Source organism: Streptomyces sp. NBC_01689 (assembly GCF_036250675.1).
GTDB lineage: Bacteria > Actinomycetota > Actinomycetes > Streptomycetales > Streptomycetaceae > Streptomyces.
The window spans coordinates 69,590-86,659 of record NZ_CP109592.1; the positions used below are offsets into that span (position 1 = coordinate 69,590).

Annotated in this window: 6 protein-coding genes and 1 pseudogene; 4 read left to right on the top strand and 3 right to left on the bottom strand. The window is 73.3% G+C overall.

Going from position 1 to position 17,070, the window contains the following annotated elements:
- Positions 1-128 precede the first annotated feature (128 nt).
- Together OG776_RS00295 and OG776_RS00300 are read right to left on the bottom strand one after the other, a co-directional pair.
- Complete coding sequence (locus OG776_RS00295) at positions 129-1,382, bottom strand: activator-dependent family glycosyltransferase (protein ID WP_148009554.1); 1,254 nt, start codon at positions 1,380-1,382, stop codon at positions 129-131.
- 103 nt (positions 1,383-1,485) lie between these two features.
- The gene (locus OG776_RS00300) at positions 1,486-1,683 is read right to left on the bottom strand and encodes a ferredoxin (protein ID WP_148009555.1); all 198 of its coding nucleotides are present in this window, start codon (positions 1,681-1,683) and stop codon (positions 1,486-1,488) included.
- Positions 1,684-2,002: 319 nt separating this feature from the next.
- On the opposite strand from OG776_RS00300, the gene OG776_RS00305 reads away from it, so the two are divergent.
- The 4 genes from OG776_RS00305 (at position 2,003) to OG776_RS00320 (ending at position 7,604) form a co-directional block, all read left to right on the top strand.
- Positions 2,003-3,250 (top strand): cytochrome P450, encoded by a 1,248-nt coding sequence (locus OG776_RS00305; RefSeq protein ID WP_329326296.1) that lies wholly within the window; start codon positions 2,003-2,005, stop codon positions 3,248-3,250.
- A gap of 63 nt (positions 3,251-3,313) precedes the next feature.
- Complete coding sequence (locus tag OG776_RS00310; RefSeq protein ID WP_148009556.1) at positions 3,314-4,534, top strand: cytochrome P450; 1,221 nt, start codon at positions 3,314-3,316, stop codon at positions 4,532-4,534.
- A 21-nt stretch (positions 4,535-4,555) separates the two neighbouring features.
- On the top strand, positions 4,556-6,115 hold the full coding sequence (locus OG776_RS00315; protein ID WP_148009557.1) for an acyltransferase: 1,560 nt from the start codon (positions 4,556-4,558) through the stop codon (positions 6,113-6,115).
- 328 nt (positions 6,116-6,443) lie between these two features.
- Positions 6,444-7,604 (top strand): beta-ketoacyl-ACP synthase III, encoded by a 1,161-nt coding sequence (locus OG776_RS00320; protein ID WP_329318034.1) that lies wholly within the window; start codon positions 6,444-6,446, stop codon positions 7,602-7,604.
- Positions 7,605-7,722: 118 nt separating this feature from the next.
- Here OG776_RS00320 and OG776_RS00325 read toward each other — a convergent pair.
- Positions 7,723-17,019, bottom strand: a pseudogene (locus OG776_RS00325) (type I polyketide synthase); the annotation flags it as partial.
- Positions 17,020-17,070: the final 51 nt, after the last annotated feature.

Consider the following 17,070-nt stretch of genomic DNA (forward strand, 5'->3'; position numbering starts at 1 on the left):
TCGTGTGTGCGGTGTGGTGCGCGAATCCGGCCGGTGGGCCGGTCTGTCCGGGGCAGGGTGCTCGGGGCGGTGCGTTCGGGCGGGTGTGTGCGGACCGTGCGCTTCGGGCGGGTGTGTGCGGGGCGGTGTCAGCGGTCGGCGACCAGTTGTTCCAGTCGGCCGACCAGGGCGTGCGGGCTGGGGAGGGCCGCGGACTCGTCCCGCAGCCGTCCCGCGGCGGCCGCGAACGACGGCTCCTCCACGAGCATGCGGGTGTGCACGAGGACCTGGCCGGCGTCGACGTCGCTGTGGTGGACGAAGATCCCGGCGCCGGCCTTCTGCACCGCGCGTCCGCGCAGTTCCTGGTCGGCGACGTTCGTCGACAGGGCGAGCTGCGGGACGCCGTTGACGAGGGCGGTGGCGAAGGAGCCCCAGCCGCCGTGGTGGATGACGGCGGAGCAGGTGGGCAGCAGCGTGTTCAGGGCGATCCCGCTGACGGCGCGCACGTTGGGGGGCAGGTCGCCGAGCTGTTCGGCCTGCTCGGGCATGAGCGCGGCGACGACGTCGACGTCGAGTGCGCCCAGGGATCTGAGGATGTCGTAGAGGGGGACGTAGTCGCCGCCGTAGGCCTCGCTGTTGGTGCGGCCGAGGGTGACGCACACCCGGGGCGACTTGGGCCGCTCGCGCAGCCAGTCCCACTGCACGGCGGGGCCGTTGTAGGGGATGTAGCGCATGGGCAGCTGGTGCAGTTCGCTCGGCGGCCGCAGGCTCGGGGGCAGGGTGTCGATCGTGAACTGGCCGTTGAGGAGTTCCTCGTCGCAGGACACGCCGTAGGCGCGGCCGCGTTCGTCGATCCACTCGGCGAGCGGGTCGGTGCGTTCGGCCTCGGGGACGTCGCGGGCGAGGTCGACGAAGGTGCGGCGGGCCTGCCCGTACACGTCGGCGCACCACAGCAGGCGGGCGTGGGCGGCGCCGCAGGCGCGTGCGGCGACCGCGCCCGCGTAGGCGATGGGGTCGCGGATGACGAGGTCGGGCCGCCAGTCGCGGGCGAGGGCCACCATGTCGTCCATGACGGGATCGTTGTAGCGGGCGAAGCCCCAGGGCACGCTGATCTCGTAGCGTTCGCGCAGGGTGGCCCAGTCGACCTGGCCGGGGCCGAGGTGGCTCCAGTTGGCGACGTCGGCGTCCTGGGACTCGCGGGCGAGGGCCATGTCCGCGTGCAGCAGGGTGTGGTCGTCGGTGCCCACGGGGGCGGCCACCAGGCCTACCCCGGTGATGGAGGGGGTCAGCGACGGCGAGTTGGCCATCAGCACGTCGTGGCCGGCCGTGACGAAGGCCCAGGCGAGCGGCACCATGGTGTTCAGGTGCGACTTCTCCGACAGGCCGGCGAACAGAACGCGCATGGCATCCTCTCGTTCGTAGAAGGTCTGCGGCCGGGCCGCGGGACATCGGAGCGGGTCCGGCAGAAGGCGGGCCGGGCGCCGCCGTCCGGCCTGCCGGAGCCGCTCAGTCCCCGTCGAGGGTGATGGCACCCAGCGGGCAGGATTCGTGCGCTTCGCGGATCGCCTCGTGGTGGTCGCTCCCCGGCCGTTCGATCAGGAGCAGGGCACGTCCGTCGGTCTCGTCCTGGTCGAAGACCTCGGGTGCGATCAGTACGCACTGACCCGCTCCCATGCACTTGTCGTGGTCGATCGCGATGTCCATGCCGGCCTTCCGCGTCGGGCGGTACGGGGTGGCGCCCCGCTGCCGGGGCGTGCCCATCTTGGGCCGCGGGCAGGCCCGTTGCCGCCGTGGGCGGGCACTGTCTGGGATTTCCTCCAGAGATTGCGGCCGCCGCCCGGCCTCCCGGGCGAGGGCCCGGCGGGCGGTACTCGGTGAATCCCTAGACTGCGCGGCCGTTCCTGGCCCCGGTCCGGCGCCGCGTGCTGGAGTGACGCGAGAGCCGGGCCCGTCGGGCGCCGGCCGGACCGGGCACGTCGCGGGCCGCGATCGCGACCGGGCCGCACGAGAGGGGGAACCACTGGTGGCGGAGGAAGGCACCCCGGACGTCGGTGTGACGCGGGCAGGGGCGGATGCGGCGCCCGGCGCGGCGCCGGGGCCCGGCGTCGGCAGGGCTCCCTCGGTGGAGCCGGACGGCGGGGCGACGCTGCTCGCCTGGCTCGCGCGGATGCGTGAACAGTGCCCCGTCTGGCGTGACGAGGCGGGCCAGGTGCATCTGTTCCGGTACGAGGACGTGCAGCGGGTCCTCACCGACCCGGCGACCTTCTCGTCCGACACCGTGGGCCGCCTGTCGGGCGGTGAACGCCAGGCCCCGCGCGGCACCCTCCTGCTGCTGGACCCGCCGCTGCACGGCAAGATGCGGCGTCTGGTCAGCCGTGCCTTCACACCGGGGCTGATCTCCGGTCTCGAACCGTGGATCACCGATCTGACGGCCGAGTTGCTGGCCGCGGCCGGCTCCGACCGCTTCGACCTGGTGGACGTGCTCGCCAACCCGCTGCCGGTGACGGTGATCGCGCGGATGCTCGGCGTGCCGACGGCCGACCGGGACCTGTTCCAGGGGTGGGCGGACCAGCTGCTGTCGACGGACCCGGAGGATCCCGGGAGCGTGCAGCGGATGGAGGAGACCGGCGCCGTCATCTCGGCGTACCTGCAGGGCTTCATCGACGAGCGGCGCCGCGAGCGGCAGGACGACCTGCTGGGCACCCTGGTGCACGCGGAGCTCGACGGTGAGCGCCTCGACGACGAGGACATCGCGAGTTTCGCGACGCTGCTGCTGCTCGCGGGGCATGTCACCACCTCGGTGCTGCTGGGCAACACGCTGATGTGTCTGGACGGGGAGCCGGAACTGTTCGAACGGGTCCGTGAGGACCGGTCGTTGGTGCCGGCCGTGATCGAGGAGACCCTGCGGCTGCGTCCGCCGTTCACGCGGATCGAGCGCGTCACCACGGTGGAGACCGAGTTCCACGGGACGAGCCTCGCCCCCGACACCCTGGTGCATCTGTGGCTGTTGTCGGCCAACCTGGACGAGGAGGTCTTCGAGGACGCGGCCGCCTTCCGTCCGGACCGCTCCAACTCCCGTCAGGCCGCCTTCGGTCACGGTATCCACTACTGCATCGGGGCGCCGCTGGCCCGGCTGGAGGGGCGGGTCGCGCTGAACGCGCTCCTCGACCGGTTCGCCCGGATCGAGGTCGACCCCGACGCACGGCTGACCTACCACGGCACCAACGTCTATGGCGCCCGGCATCTGCCGCTGGCCGTCAAGCGTGCCTGACCCCTCCACCCGCTCCCGCCCCACGACACCCGACGGCGCAGCCGGCACACCAACGGAGTGACCATGAAGACACGGCCCGACGCACCCGTCATCCCGGCGGACCGGGGCACATGCCCGTTCGATCCGCCGGCGGCCTACGCCCGCCTGCGTGCGGAGAACCCGGTCAGCCCCATCACCTTCCAGGTGGCCCCGGCGGACACCTCGGGCTGGCTGGTCACCCGGCACGACCTGGTGCGGCAGATCCTGGCCGACAACCGCTTCAGCCACCGCAACGAACTGCTGGCCCATGTCGTCGCGCCGCCGTTCCCGATGGACGAGTACAAGCCCCAGCCCTCGCCGCCCGGTTCGTTCGCGAAGACGGACGCGCCCGAGCACTCCAAGTACCGCCGGCTGCTGGCCGGGCACTTCACGGTCCGCCGGATCCAGCAGTTCGAGCCGGAGCTGACCCGCATCATCGGCGAGACCCTGGACGAGATGGCCGCGCAGGGCTCGCAGGCCGATCTGCTGACGTCGTTCGCCGAGGTGGTGAGCGTGCGCACGGTGCAGTCCCTGATGGGGGCCTCCGCCGAGCTGATGGCGGTCATCTCGAAGCACTTCTCGGCGATGATGACGCTGACGTACACGCTGGAGGAGTTCATCCACCACGTCGAGTCCATGGACGCGGCGCTGCGGCCCATGGTCCGCGAGCGGATGAAGGAACGGGGCGACGACTTCTTCGGGCAGCTGGCGTCCACCGGGGAGCTGACCGAGGAGGAGATGGTCAACCTCGCCGTCCTCACCCTGGGCGGCTCCCTCGACACGACGCCCAACATGCTGGCCCTGAGCACGTTCGCGCTGCTGGAGCAGCCGGAGCAGCTGGCCCTGCTGCGCAGCCGCCCGGAGCTGTACGAGGCGGGTGCCGTCGACGAGTTGATGCGCTATCTGACCATCTCACAGATGGGGTCGAGCCGTTGCGCGCTGGAGGACGTCGAGATCGAGGGCGTCACCATCAAGGCCGGGCAGACCGTCGTCCTGTCGCTGCCCGCCGCCAACCGTGATCCCTCGGTCTTCACCGACCCCGACGCCCTCGACGTCACCCGTATCCCGCGCAAGCACCTGGCGCTCGGGTTCGGGGCGCATCAGTGCCTGGGCCAGCACCTGGCCCGCGCCACCCTCAGGATCGGTCTGCGCACCCTGTTCGAGCGTTTCCCGAAGCTGCGGCTGGCGACGCCCGCGGACGAGGTGCCGCTGCGCGACCGCGCCGTGCACTACGGGGTCGACAGCCTGCTCGTCGCCTGGGACTGATCGGCCGCGAGGAGGACATCCGTGACAGCGAACACGACCAACCCGAAGGACACGCCCGACCCGGGCACGACGAGTACGGCGAGCACGACGGACGGGACGCCTGCGACCGGCGGCGCGGGCTGGACCCGCAGGACGGGCCGCGCGGGCCGCACGGGCGGCCCGAGGGGCGGGAAGGGCCGGAAGGGCAAGGCGCCCGTGCCGGCGTTCCGCCACGCCGTGGAGAGCCGGGAGGAGCGGTCCTTCCTGGTCCGCGCCGGCACGGCCGGCACCACCCGGGTCCGGCTCAGCGGTTACGACCTGCTGACCGGTCCCTGGTACACACCGCTGACGTTCTTCTACCGCGAGACGCTGGACGGCGCGGAGCTGCGCGCGTCCCTGGCGCGCACGCTGCGCCACTTCCCGCTGCTGGCGGGCCGTCTCACCCGGGACGGGGACGGCGGGCTGAGTGTGCTCTGCAACGACGCCGGGGTCCGCTTCACCGAGGCGGTGTCGCCGGAGCCGCTGCGGGAGTACGGGCCCTCGCTGCGTACCGAGCCGGTGATCGGCAACCTGCTGCGCGAGGTCAGCGCGTTCCGTGTCGTCGACCGGGACACCCCGCTGCTGAAGATCCGGCTGACCCGGATGCGCGGCGGCGGTTCGGTCCTCGGCGTGATGATCAACCACAGTCTCGCGGACGGCGGGAACACCGTCGCGTTCCTGGAGAGCTGGTCGCGCGAGCACCACGGGCTGGACTCTCCCGGGGAGCCGTTCCACGACCGGACCGTCCTCGACGCGCTGGGCCGGACGTCCACGGACCCCGCGACGGTGGCCTCGCGCGCGTTCACCGGTGTCTCACGCGCACGGCTGCTGGCGACGAACATCAAGGTCGGCCTGCACAAGCTCGCGACCGTCGCCACCCGCTTCGAAGCCGCCGAACTCGCCGCGATGAAGCGGTCCGCGCAGCGGCAGCTGACCGGCGAGGGCTCCTGGGTCTCCACCAACGACGTCCTGACCGCGCACATCTGGCAGGTGCTCGGCGCCCTGCGCGGCCGGCCCGACGACGCGGCCGAATGGCTCGGCATGATCGTCAGCGCGCAGTCCCGGCTCGGTGAGGCGCTGCCCGCCGGGTACTGGGGCAACTGTGTCAGCAACAGCTGGACCGGTACCTCGGCGGCGGCGCTGCGCGAGAGCCCGCTGGGCCAGGTCGCCCAGGACGTCCGGGCCTGTCTGGACTCCAACACCGCCGACAAGATCCGCGACGAGATCGCCTTCCTCAACTCCTATCGCGGGGCGGGTGTGTCACGGCACGTCATGTCGGTGCGGGCGCCGGACGTCTTCGACACGGCGCTGACCGTCAACAACTGGTCGCAGTTCCCGCTGTACCGCATCGACCTGGGTGCGGGGCGGCCGTTCTGGTACGAGTTCCCGGACCTTCCGGTGCCGACGGTGCACATCGCGCCGACGCCCGCCGAGGACGGGGGCCGGGACGTGTACCTGTGTCTGGCCCAGGAGCACGCGGCCGAGGTACGGGAGCCGGCCTGGCTGGAGCGTCTGCACGCGCACGCGCGGACCGGCGGGGGTGGCGTACCCGAGGAGAAGTGACGCGGGTGGGCCGGTGGCCCCGGTTCTCACCGGGGGCCACCGGCCCGCCCGTGTCCGTTCCTCCGCGGTCCGCCGACACGGATCGTGGAAGGACTCCCGGCCGGCAGCCGCCGGCTGGGGACGGGTGGACGCGGGCCGCCGGTCACCGGTTCCGCACCGCCCAAGGGCACACTGCCCAAGGCGCACCGGCCGGGGCCGCTCCGCGGGCCCGGAGCGAGAGTGTAGAAGTTCGCCTAGCCGGGGCGGCTCCGGGAAATCCCGTCCGCCGTCGTGCCCCATGCTCGTCGTGATTGTGTCGGCCACGACGAGGCGAGGTGGCGTGAGGTCGATGAAGAGTGGGTCGAACGGCACGTACGAGCAGGGGACTTCGCGGCCGGAGCCGCGGCCCGGGCCGCTCGTCCCCCCGGTGCCGGGTCTCGCCGGGCCGCGGTCGGCGGTCGTGGCCGGGCTGGGCGGTTCGGTGCCCGCCACGGTGGTCTCCAACGACGATCTGGCCGCGGTCCTCGACACCGACGACGAGTGGATCCGCCGCCGTACCGGTATCGGGCACCGGCGGGTGATCGCGCCCGGCCAGTCCACGGGTGACCTCGCCGTCGAGGCGGCACGCAACGCGCTGGCGTCGGCGGGCCTGGAGCGAGCGGGGGCCGTCGTCCTGGCGACGAGCACCCCGGACCGGCTCTGTCCGGCGACCGCGCCGCACGTGGCGAGCCGTCTCGGGCTGGGCCCGGTGCCCGCGTTCGACGTGCAGGCCGTGTGCACCGGATTCGTGTACGCGCTGGCCGCCGGCGCCGGGCTGGTGTCGCTGGGGGTCGCCGACAGTGTGCTGGTGATCGGCGCCGACACGTTCTCGACGATCCTCGATCCCGCGGACCGGGCGACCCGGGTGGTGTTCGGCGACGGGGCGGGCGCGGTCGTGCTGCGCGCGGGCGACGCCGCGGAGCCGGGCGCGCTGCTGGGGTTCAGCCTGGGCAGCGACGGCGGCGAGGCCGATCTCATCGAGATCCCCGCGGGCGGATCCAGGCAGCGTTCCACCGGTCTGCCGACGAAGACCGAGGACACCTTCTTCACGATGCGGGGCCAGGCGGTCTTCGCTCAGGCGGTACGCCGGATGGCCCAGTCGGTGGAGGAGATCGCCGCGCTCGCGGGATGGCCGCCGGGGGAGATCGACTCCTTCGTGCTCCATCAGGCCAACGCCCGCATCCTGACGTCCGTCGCCAGGCGTCTGGGCCTGCCCGCCGGTCGGTTCGCGTCCAACATCGCCGCGCTGGGCAACACGGTCGCCGCGTCGATCCCCCTCGCGCTCACCGACTGCGCCGCCTCCGGTGCGCTGCGGCCCGGTCAGAGGGTGGTGCTGACCGGGTTCGGCGGTGGCCTCACCTGGGGTTCCACGGCCCTGGTCTGGCCCGGACTGCGTCCGCTGCGTACAGAACTGCCGGGGTCAAGCGCTGAACCGCCCCTGACGTCAGGTGCCGGAGCCGTTCCCCGCTGACGCGGTCGTCACCGTCCTGGCCGGGCCGCGGGCGCGGACCGGCCGGGGGTGAGGGGCCGCGCGGCCGCGTCCCACCGCCCGGGGAACCGTGTTCGTCCCCCGGGGCCCGGCCGTGGTCCTACGACTGGTCGAGTTGCCGGCTGATGAAGTCGAACAGCTCCTCGTCGGTGGCGTCGTCGAGCCGGTCGGCCATGGACACCGCCGCGCTCGTCCCGTCGTCCGGGCCGTCGAGTCCGCCGCGGTCCGGCTCCAGGTCCTCGACCTCGGTGAGGAAGGCCTTGAGCCGTGCCTTGAGCAGGATTCTCACGTCCTGTCCCGGGTCGGAGCCGATGAGCTTCGTGACCGCGTTCTCCATCTCCGCGAGCAGCGCGGTGGCGTTGGCCTGTCCGCCGCCGAAGAGTTCACCGGTGAGGTGGCGGGCGAGGTCGGCGGGTGTGGGGTGGTCGAAGACGAGGGTGGTCGGCAGCCGCAGTCCGGTGTCGGCGTTGAGCCGGTCGCGCAGTTCCACGGCGGTCAGTGAGTCGAAGCCCATCTCCCGGAATGCCTTGGTGGGTTCGACGGCCGCCGGCCCGTCGAAGCCGAGTGCCGTGGCAGCGACGCCCCGCACGTGGTCCTGGACCAGCTGGAGGCGGGCCTCGGCGGGCGCCGCGGTCAGTTTCTCGACCAGGGGGCGCGGGCCGTCGGAGCCGGTTCCCGTGTCCCCGGGGGCCGTCGCGGCGGCCCGTGCCTCCGGGAGGGCGGACAGCAAGGGGCTGGGGCGGCGGGCGGTGAAGGGCGCGAGGAACTTCTCCCAGTCGACGTCGGCCACCACCACCGTGGTGTCCGCGACGTCCAGAGCGCGCCCGAGCCCGGCAAGCGCCCGGTCCGGATCCATCACCCGCAGTCCCCGGCGCACCAACTCCGCCGCGCCCTCGTCCGACACCATCCCTCCGCCACCCCACGGCCCCCAAGCCATCGCCGTACCCGCGAGACCCCGGGCCCGGCGCCGCTCCACCAGCGCATCGAGGTGAGCGTTGGCCGCGGCATACGCCGACTGCCCGCCACTGCCCCACACACCGGCGATCGAGGAGAACACCACGAACGCCTTCAGGTCCATGTCCCGTGTCAGCGCGTCGAGATGATCGGCGCCCACCGCCTTCGCGGCCAGCACCGCGGCCACCCGCTCCGGAGTCAGCCGCTCGATCAGATCGTCGTCCAGGACACCCGCCGCGTGGAACACACCATCGACCGGATGCCGGGACAGCAGGTCCCCGACCGCGACCGCGTCGGACGTGTCGCACGCCTCCACCACGACCCGCGCACCCAGCCCCTCCAGGTCACGCACCAGATCGGCCGCACCGGGAGCGTCCATCCCACGCCGTCCGACGAGGACGAGCTCCTCCGTGCCCCGCTCCACCAGCCAGCGGGCCAGCCGCGCGCCGACGCCGCCCGTGCCGCCGGTCACCAGCACCCGGCGCGGAGCGTGCCAGGCGTCGGCGGAGGGTCCCCAGGCCGGTGTGCCGTCGGGCAGCGGGGCGTGGGAGAGCCGGCGGGCGTAGGCGGCCGTACCACGGACGGCGACCTGGTCCTCTCCGCCGTCCGTGATGACCGCGGCCAGACCCGCGAGGACGCTCCGGTCCACGGCCTCCGGCAGGTCGACGAGGCCGCCCCACCGGTCGGGGTGTTCCAGGGCGGCGACCCGGCCGAAGCCCCACAGAGCGGCGCCGGCCGGATCGACGACACCCTCGGACGGGGCGCCGACGGTCACGGCGCCCTGGGTGAGCAGCCACAGCGGCGCGGTCAATGCCGCGTCGCCCAGCGCCTGGACGAGGGCCAGGGAGGCCGTCACGTCCGCCGGCCGGAGCAGGACGCCGGCGACCGGGTCGCCCGCCGCCGCGTCGGACAGGATGCGGCCCAGGGCGGCACGGCCGGCGTCGGGGTCGTAGACGACCCGTTCCACGCCCGGGAGGAATTCCTCGATCCCCGCGAGCGTGTCCTTGTCCTCGCCGGCGGCCTGGAGCAGGAGCCTGCGTCCGGTGTCCGGCGTGGCGGGCGGCGGTGCGGTGAAGGGCTGCCAGTCGATCCGGTAGCGCCAGCCGTCCACCCGCGACCGCTCGGCCGCACCCTGCCGCCAGGCGGACAACGCCGGTACGACCGCGTCAAGTTCGGCCTCGTCCACTCCCAGCACCTCGGCGAGGTTCCGGGCGTCACCGCGTTCCACCGCATCCCAGAAGCCCGCGTCCAGCGGGTTCGCGCCGGTCCCGGGCCCGCGGTGTGCGGCGGGCTCGGGCCAGTACCGTTCGTGCTGGAAGGCGTACGTCGGAAGCTCCACGCTCCGTGCGCCGGAACCGGCCAGCAGAGCGGGCCAGTCGACAGCCACTCCGTGCGTGAACGCACGCGAGACCGCCGCCACGACGGCATCCGCCTCGGGCCGGTCCTTGCGCAACACCGACACGAACAGCACGCTCCCGTCGTCGGAGACGCAGGCCTGGGCGAGGGCGGTGAGCGTGCCGTCCGGGCCGAGCTCCACGAACCGGGTCACGCCCCACTCCGCCAGCGTGCGCACCCCGTCGGCGAACCGCACCGCCTCACGGACATGCCGCACCCAGTACTCGGGCGAGCCCAACTCCCCCGCATCCGCGACCTGTCCGGTCAGGTTCGAGACAACCCCCAGACGCGGCTCTTCGTAGGTCACGCTCTCGGCGACCGTGCGGAACTCCGCCAGCATCGGCTCCATCAGCGGCGAGTGGAAAGCGTGCGAGACGCGGAGGCGGGAGGTGCGGCGGCCCAGGGCGGCGATCTGCTGCGCGACGGCCGAGGCCGCCACTTCGGCACCGGAGACGACCACCGAGCGCGGGCCGTTCACGGCCGCGACCGACACCCCGTCCGTCAGCAGCGGGAGGACTTCGTCCTCCGCCGCCTCCAGCGCGAACATCGCACCACCGGCCGGGAGTTCCTGCATCAGCCGACCGCGCGCCGACACCAGACGGCACGCATCCTCCAGGGAGAACACCCCCGCCACGTGCGCGGCCGCCAGCTCACCCACCGAATGGCCGACCAGGAAGTCCGGGCTCATCCCCCACGACTCCACCAACCGGAACAACGCCACCTCGACCGCGAACAGCGCGGGCTGCGTCCAGGCGGTCTGATTCAGGAGATCGGCGTCCTCACCGAACACCACCCCGCGCAGCCCCTCGCCGAGGTGCGCGCACACCGCGTCGAAGGCCTCCGCGAACACCGGATACGCGTCGTACAACTCCCGCCCCATACCCAGCCGTTGCGCGCCCTGACCGGAGAAGAGGAAGGCGAGCTTGCCGGTGGCCGGGGTTCCGTGTGCCGTGCCTGACGGTGTCTCGCCGTGGGCGACGGCGGCAAGGCCCGTGAGGAGTTCCTCGCGATCCGCGCCGCGCACCACCGCACGGTGGTCGAAGGCCGACCGTGATCCGACGAGCGACCGGGCCACATCGGCTGCGTTCAGCTCCGGGCGGGCCTGGAGGTGGTGCAGCAGGCGGTCGGCCTGGGCCCGCAGAGCGGCGGGGGTCTGTCCGGACACCACCCAGGGGGTGACCGGTAGCGGTCGGCCGGTGTCCGTCTCTTCGACGGCGGGCTCCCGGGCCTGTTCGAGGACGACGTGCGCGTTGGTGCCGCTCAGCCCGAACGAGGACACACCCGCCCGGCGCGGACGGTCCGTGTCCGGCCAGTCCACGGACTCCGTCAGGAGCCTGACGTCACCGGCCGCCCAGTCGACATGCGACGACGGCTCGTCCACGTGGAGGGTGGCCGGCAGCACGCCGTGGCGCATCGCCTCGACCATCTTGATCACACCCGCCACACCGGCGGCCGCCTGTGTGTGGCCGATGTTGGACTTCACCGATCCCAGCCACAAGGGCCGTTCGGCGTCACGGTCCTTGCCGTAGGTGGCGAGCAGGGCGTGTGCCTCGATCGGGTCGCCGAGCGAGGTGCCGGTGCCGTGGGCCTCGACCGCGTCCACGTCCGACGGTGTCAGGCCCGCGTTCGTCAACGCCGCGCGGATGACGCGCTGTTGGGAGGGTCCGTTCGGTGCGGTCAGGCCGTTCGAGGCGCCGTCCTGGTTCACCGCCGAACCACGCACCACCGCCAGGACGGGATGGTTGTTGCGGCGCGCGTCCGAGAGCCGTTCCACGAGCAGGACGCCGACGCCCTCACCCCAGCCCGTACCGTCCGCACCCTCCGCGAACGCCTTGCACCGCCCGTCCGGTGCGAGGCCGCCCTGACGGCTGAATTCCGCGAACGCGCCCGGCGTCGACATCACGGTCACGCCGCCGGCGAGGGCGAGGTCGCACTCCCCCGACCGCAGCGCCTGCACCGCGAGATGCAGGGCCACCAGGGAGGAGGAGCAGGCGGTGTCGACGGTCACCGCGGGGCCTTCGAGGCCCAGCGCGTACGACACCCGGCCGGAGAAGACGCTCGCGGCGTTGCCGGTGCCCACATAGCCGCCGAAGTCGCCTTCCGACAGCGACAGCAGGGCCGGGTAGTCCTGGCCGTTCGTCCCGGCGAACACGCCGGTCCGCGAACCGCGCAGGGTACGGGGGTCGATGCCGGCCCGCTCGACGGCCTCCCACGACGTCTCCAGCAGCAGACGCTGCTGCGGATCCATCGCCAGGGCCTCACGCGGCGAGATCCCGAAGAAACCCGCGTCGAACGAACCCACACCCGACAGGAAGCCGCCCACCTGTGCGAAGTCCGCCGCGTCATACCCGTAGACCGTGCCGAGTCCTTCCCAGCCGCGGTCGTCGGGGAAGCCTCCCATGCCGTCGCGCCCCTGCGACAGCAGACTCCACAGGGTCTCCGGGGAGTCGACGCCGCCGGGGAACCGGCAGGCCGTCGAGACGATCACCACCGGGTCGCCGGCCACGGCCGAACTCACGGACGTGCCGGGCTCCTCGTCGACCGCGCCGCCCAACTCGGCGTACAGGAACTCCGCGAGAGCCGTCGGGGTCGGATGGTCGAACACCACGGTGGCGGGCAGCCGTACCCCGCACTCCGCGCTCAGGACGTTGCGCAGTTCCACCGCGATCAGTGAGTCCACGCCCAGGTCGCGGAACGCGCGATCGGCCGGGACCGCGTCCGCGTCGGCATGGCCCAGCACCGCCGCCGCGCGGGCCCGGATCAGGTCCACGGCGGCTCGGACGCCCGCCTCGCGCGGGAGGGTTGCGATGCGCGCGCCGGTGCTGTCGGCGCCGTTCGGCGACGGCCGGTCGGCGGACGGGGCGGGGGCCGCCTCCGGAAGTTCCCGCAGCAGGGCGCTGGGCCGGATCGACGTGAAGGCCGGTACGAACCGGGGCCAGTCGATGTCGGCCACGAACTCGGTGGTCACTCCGGAGTCCAGGGCCGTCGCGAGCGCGGCGACGGCCAGGTCGGGATCGAGCGAGGCCACGGCGCCGCGGCTGCGCCTGCGGTCGCCGGTGGCCTCGGCGGCCATGCCGGCGCCGGCCCAGGGGCCCCAGGCGACGGAGGTGGCGGGCAGCCCTTCGGCGCGGCGGCGCTCGGCGAGGGCGTCGAGGACCGCGTTGGCGGCGGCGTACGCGCCCTGCCCGGCGTTGCCCAGGACGCCGGCGAGCGACGAGAAGAGGACGAAGGCGGACAGGTCCCGGTCCCGGGTCAGTTCGTCGAGGTGCAGGGCGGCCTCGGCCTTGGCCCGCATGACGTGCCGGATGCGCCGGGGGTCGGTGCCGCCGATGACGGCGTCGTCGAGGACGCCCGCGGTGTGCAGTACGGCGTCCACGGGGTGCCGTTCGAGGAGCGCGGCGACTTCCTCCCTGACGGACACGTCGGCCGCGGCGAGCGTGACCTGGGCGCCGAGCGCTCGCAGGGCCGTCTCGAGTTCGGGGGCGCCGGGCGCGTCGGGGCCGCGCCGGCTCACCAGGAGGATGTTCTCGGCGCCGCGCTCGACGGCCCAGCGCGCGACCCGGGCGCCGATGGCGCCCGTGCCTCCGGTGACGAGGACGGTCCCTCGGGGCTGCCACGTCTCCAGCGGGGTGGGGAGGGGCCTCGACAGTCTGCGGCCGAAGACTCCGGAGCCGCGGACGGCCACTTGGTCCTCGCCGCGCTCACCGGGCGTGGCACTCCCGGCGGACGACGCCGGTTCGCCTTCCTCGCCCGGCAGTTCGGTGAGGACGTCGGCGAGTCGTGCGAGCGTCCGCTCGTCGAGCTCGTCGGGGAGGTCGACGAGTCCGCCCCACAGGTCGGGGTGTTCGAGGGCCGCGACCCGGCCGAGTCCCCAGACCGCCGCCTGTTCGGGGGCCGTGACCGCGTCGGAGTCTCCGACGGAGACGGCGCCGCGCGTCAGCGACCACAGCGGGCCGTCCAGTCCGCCGTCCGTGAGCGCCTGGATCAGGGTGGCCGTGGCCGCGGCCACCCCGGCCCGGTCCTCGGCCAGCGGGAGCAGGGACAGGACGGCCGTGACGGGCCCGAACTCGTCGTGGGCGTCGGCGAGTCGGGCCGCGAGGTCGGCACGGTCCGCCCCGGAGGCGGGGTGCGGCACCTCGATCCGTCGGAGTTCGAACCCGTGCCCGGCGAGTCCTTCGAGTACGGCGCGGATCGTGGCGTCGGCCCGCTCGTCGCGCTCCTGCGGGACGAGCACCAGGCGCGCGCCGGGGGAAGGCGCGGGCGCGGTTCCGGAGAACCGGGACAGTGGCTTCCAGGTGACGGAGTAGCGCCAGGAGTCGGCGCCGGGCCTCGGCCTCGGCGCGGCCGGGTCGAGCCAGTAGCGCTCACGCTGGAACGCGTACGTCGGCAGCTCCACGGCCGTCGCGCCGGTTCCCGCGAAGAATGTCCGCCAGTCGACGGGCGCTCCGTGTGTGTGCAGTCGGCCCAGGGCGCGCAGGACGGCCGCCGGTTCGGGTCCGGTCTTGTGCAGCAGGGGTGTGAAGAGCACCCCGTCGTCGGAGGGGACGCAGGCCTGGGCGAGGGCGGTGAGGGTGCCGTCCGGGCCGAGCTCCACGAACCGGGTCACCCCGTTCACGGCCAGCGTGCGCACCCCGTCGGCGAACCGCACCGCCTCACGGACATGCCGCACCCAGTACTCGGGCGAGCCCAACTCCCCCGCATCCGCGACCTGTCCGGTCAGGTTCGACACGACCGCCAGACGCGGCTCTTCGTAGGTCACGCTCTCGGCGACCGCACGGAACTCCACCAGCATCGGTTCCATCAGCGGCGAGTGGAAAGCGTGCGAGACCCGCAGCCGCGAGGTGCGGCGGCCCAGCGCGGCGATCTGCTGCGCGACGGCCTCCGCGACCGCCTCGACACCCGAGACGACCACCGACCGCGGGCCGTTCACGGCCGCGACCGACACCCCCTCCGTCAGCAGCGGGAGGACCTCGTCCTCCGTCGCTTCCAGCGCGAACATCGCACCACCGGCCGGGAGTTCCTGCATCAGCCGACCACGTGCCGACACCAGACGGCACGCATCCTCCAGGGAGAACACCCCCGCCACGTGCGCGGCCGCCAGCTCACCCACCGAGTGACCGACGAGGAAGTCGGGACGCACACCCCACGACTCCACCAACCGGAACAACGCCACCTCGATCGCGAACAGCGCGGGCTGCGTCCACCCCGTCTCGTTCAGCAGATCGGCGTCCTCACCGAACACCACCCCCCGCAGCCCCTCGTCGAGGTACGCGCACACCGCATCGAACGCCTCCGCGAACACCGGATACGCGTCGTACAACTCCCGCCCCATACCCAGCCGTTGCGCGCCCTGGCCGGAGAAGAGGAAGGCGAGCTTGCCCTCGTCATGGGCGGAGCCGGTCACGGCCCGAGATGTCGTCTCGTTGTCGGCGAGGCCGCGCAGGCCGTCGAGGAGGTCGGTGCGGTCGGCGCCGAAGACGACGGCTCGGTGGTCGAACGTCGACCGGGTGGTCAGCAGGGACCAGCCGATGTCGGTGGGAGTGTGGTGGTCGGGGTGTCCGGTCAGGAAGTCCGTCAGTGTGCGGGCCTGTGCGCGCAGGGCCTTGGGGGTGCGGGCGGAGAGCAGCCACGGGACCATGGGCGGTGCGGCGGAGGTCTGTTCCCGTGCCGGGTCCGCCTTCGGGTCCAGGACCGGGGCCGGCTCCGGTGCCGGGGTGCCCTGTTCCAGGATGACGTGGGCGTTGGTGCCGCTGACGCCGAAGGCGGAGACGGCCGCGGTGCGGGGGCGGCCGGTCTCGGGCCAGGCGCGTGGTGCGGTGAGGAGGCTGACCTCGCCCGCCTCCCAGTCGATGTGGGTCGAGGGTTCGTCGACGTGGAGGGTGGCCGGCAGGACGCCGTGGCGCATCGCCTCCACCATCTTGATCACACCCGCCACACCCGCAGCCGCCTGCGTGTGACCGATGTTCGACTTCACCGACCCCAGCCACAAGGGCCGTTCGGCGTCACGGTCCTTGCCGTAGGTGGCGAGCAGGGCGTGTGCCTCGATCGGGTCGCCGAGCGAGGTGCCGGTGCCGTGCGCCTCGACCGCGTCCACCTCCGACGGCGTAAGGCCCGCGTTCGTCAACGCCGCGCGGATGACGCGCTGTTGGGAGGGGCCGTTCGGTGCGGTCAGGCCGTTCGAGGCGCCGTCCTGGTTCACCGCCGAACCACGCACCACCGCCAGCACCGGGTGGCCGTTCGCGCGGGCGTCCGAGAGCCGTTCCACGAGGAGGACGCCGACGCCCTCGCCCCAGCCCGTACCGTCCGCACCGTCCGCGAACGCCTTGCACCGTCCGTCGCCCGCCAGGCCGCCCTGCCGGTCGAACTCGGCGAACACGTCGGGGGTGGACATGACGGTGACGCCGCCGGCGAGGGCGAGGTCGCACTCCCCCGACCGCAGCGCCTGCACCGCGAGATGGAGGGCGACGAGGGACGACGAGCAGGCGGTGTCGACGGTCACCGCCGGGCCTTCGAGGCCCAGCGCGTACGACACCCGGCCCGAGACCACGCTCGCGGCGTTGCCGGTGAGCAGGTGGCCCTCGATGCCCTCGGGGAGTTCACGTCCGGTCGCGGAGCCGTAGTTCTGGTTGCTGCAGCCGACGAAGACGCCCGTGCGGCTGCCGCGTACGGCGGCGGCGGCGATGCCCGCCCGTTCCAGGGCCTCCCAGGACGCCTCCAGGGTGAGGCGCTGCTGCGGGTCCATGGCGAGGGCCTCGCGGGGCGAGATCCCGAAGAACGCGGCGTCGAACTCGGTCGCGGAGGCCACGAATCCGCCGCGCAGGGCGGCCGCGTCGGTGGTGCTCCCGGCCAGGTCCCAGCCCCGGTCCTCCGGAAAGCCGGTCATCGCGTCCCGGCTGTCGGCCACGAGCCGCCACAGTTCCTCGGGCGAGTGGACGTCTCCCGGGTAGCGGCAGGCCATGCCGACCACGGCCACCGGTTCGGTGGCCGCGCGGGCGAGGCGGTCGTTCTGCTTGCGCAGCCGCTCGTTCTCGACCAGCGACGCGCGCAGGGCCGCGACGACGCGTTCCTCGGAGGTGGGCATACTCAGCTCCACTGTTCT

Coding starts and splice junctions, on each gene's coding strand:
- OG776_RS00300 (WP_148009555.1), bottom strand. CDS start 1,683: ATGGACATCGCGATCGACCACGACAAGTGCATGGGAGCGGGTCAGTGC.
- OG776_RS00295 (WP_148009554.1), bottom strand. CDS start 1,382: ATGCGCGTTCTGTTCGCCGGCCTGTCGGAGAAGTCGCACCTGAACACC.
- OG776_RS00310 (WP_148009556.1), top strand. CDS start 3,314: ATGAAGACACGGCCCGACGCACCCGTCATCCCGGCGGACCGGGGCACA.
- OG776_RS00320 (WP_329318034.1), top strand. CDS start 6,444: ATGAAGAGTGGGTCGAACGGCACGTACGAGCAGGGGACTTCGCGGCCG.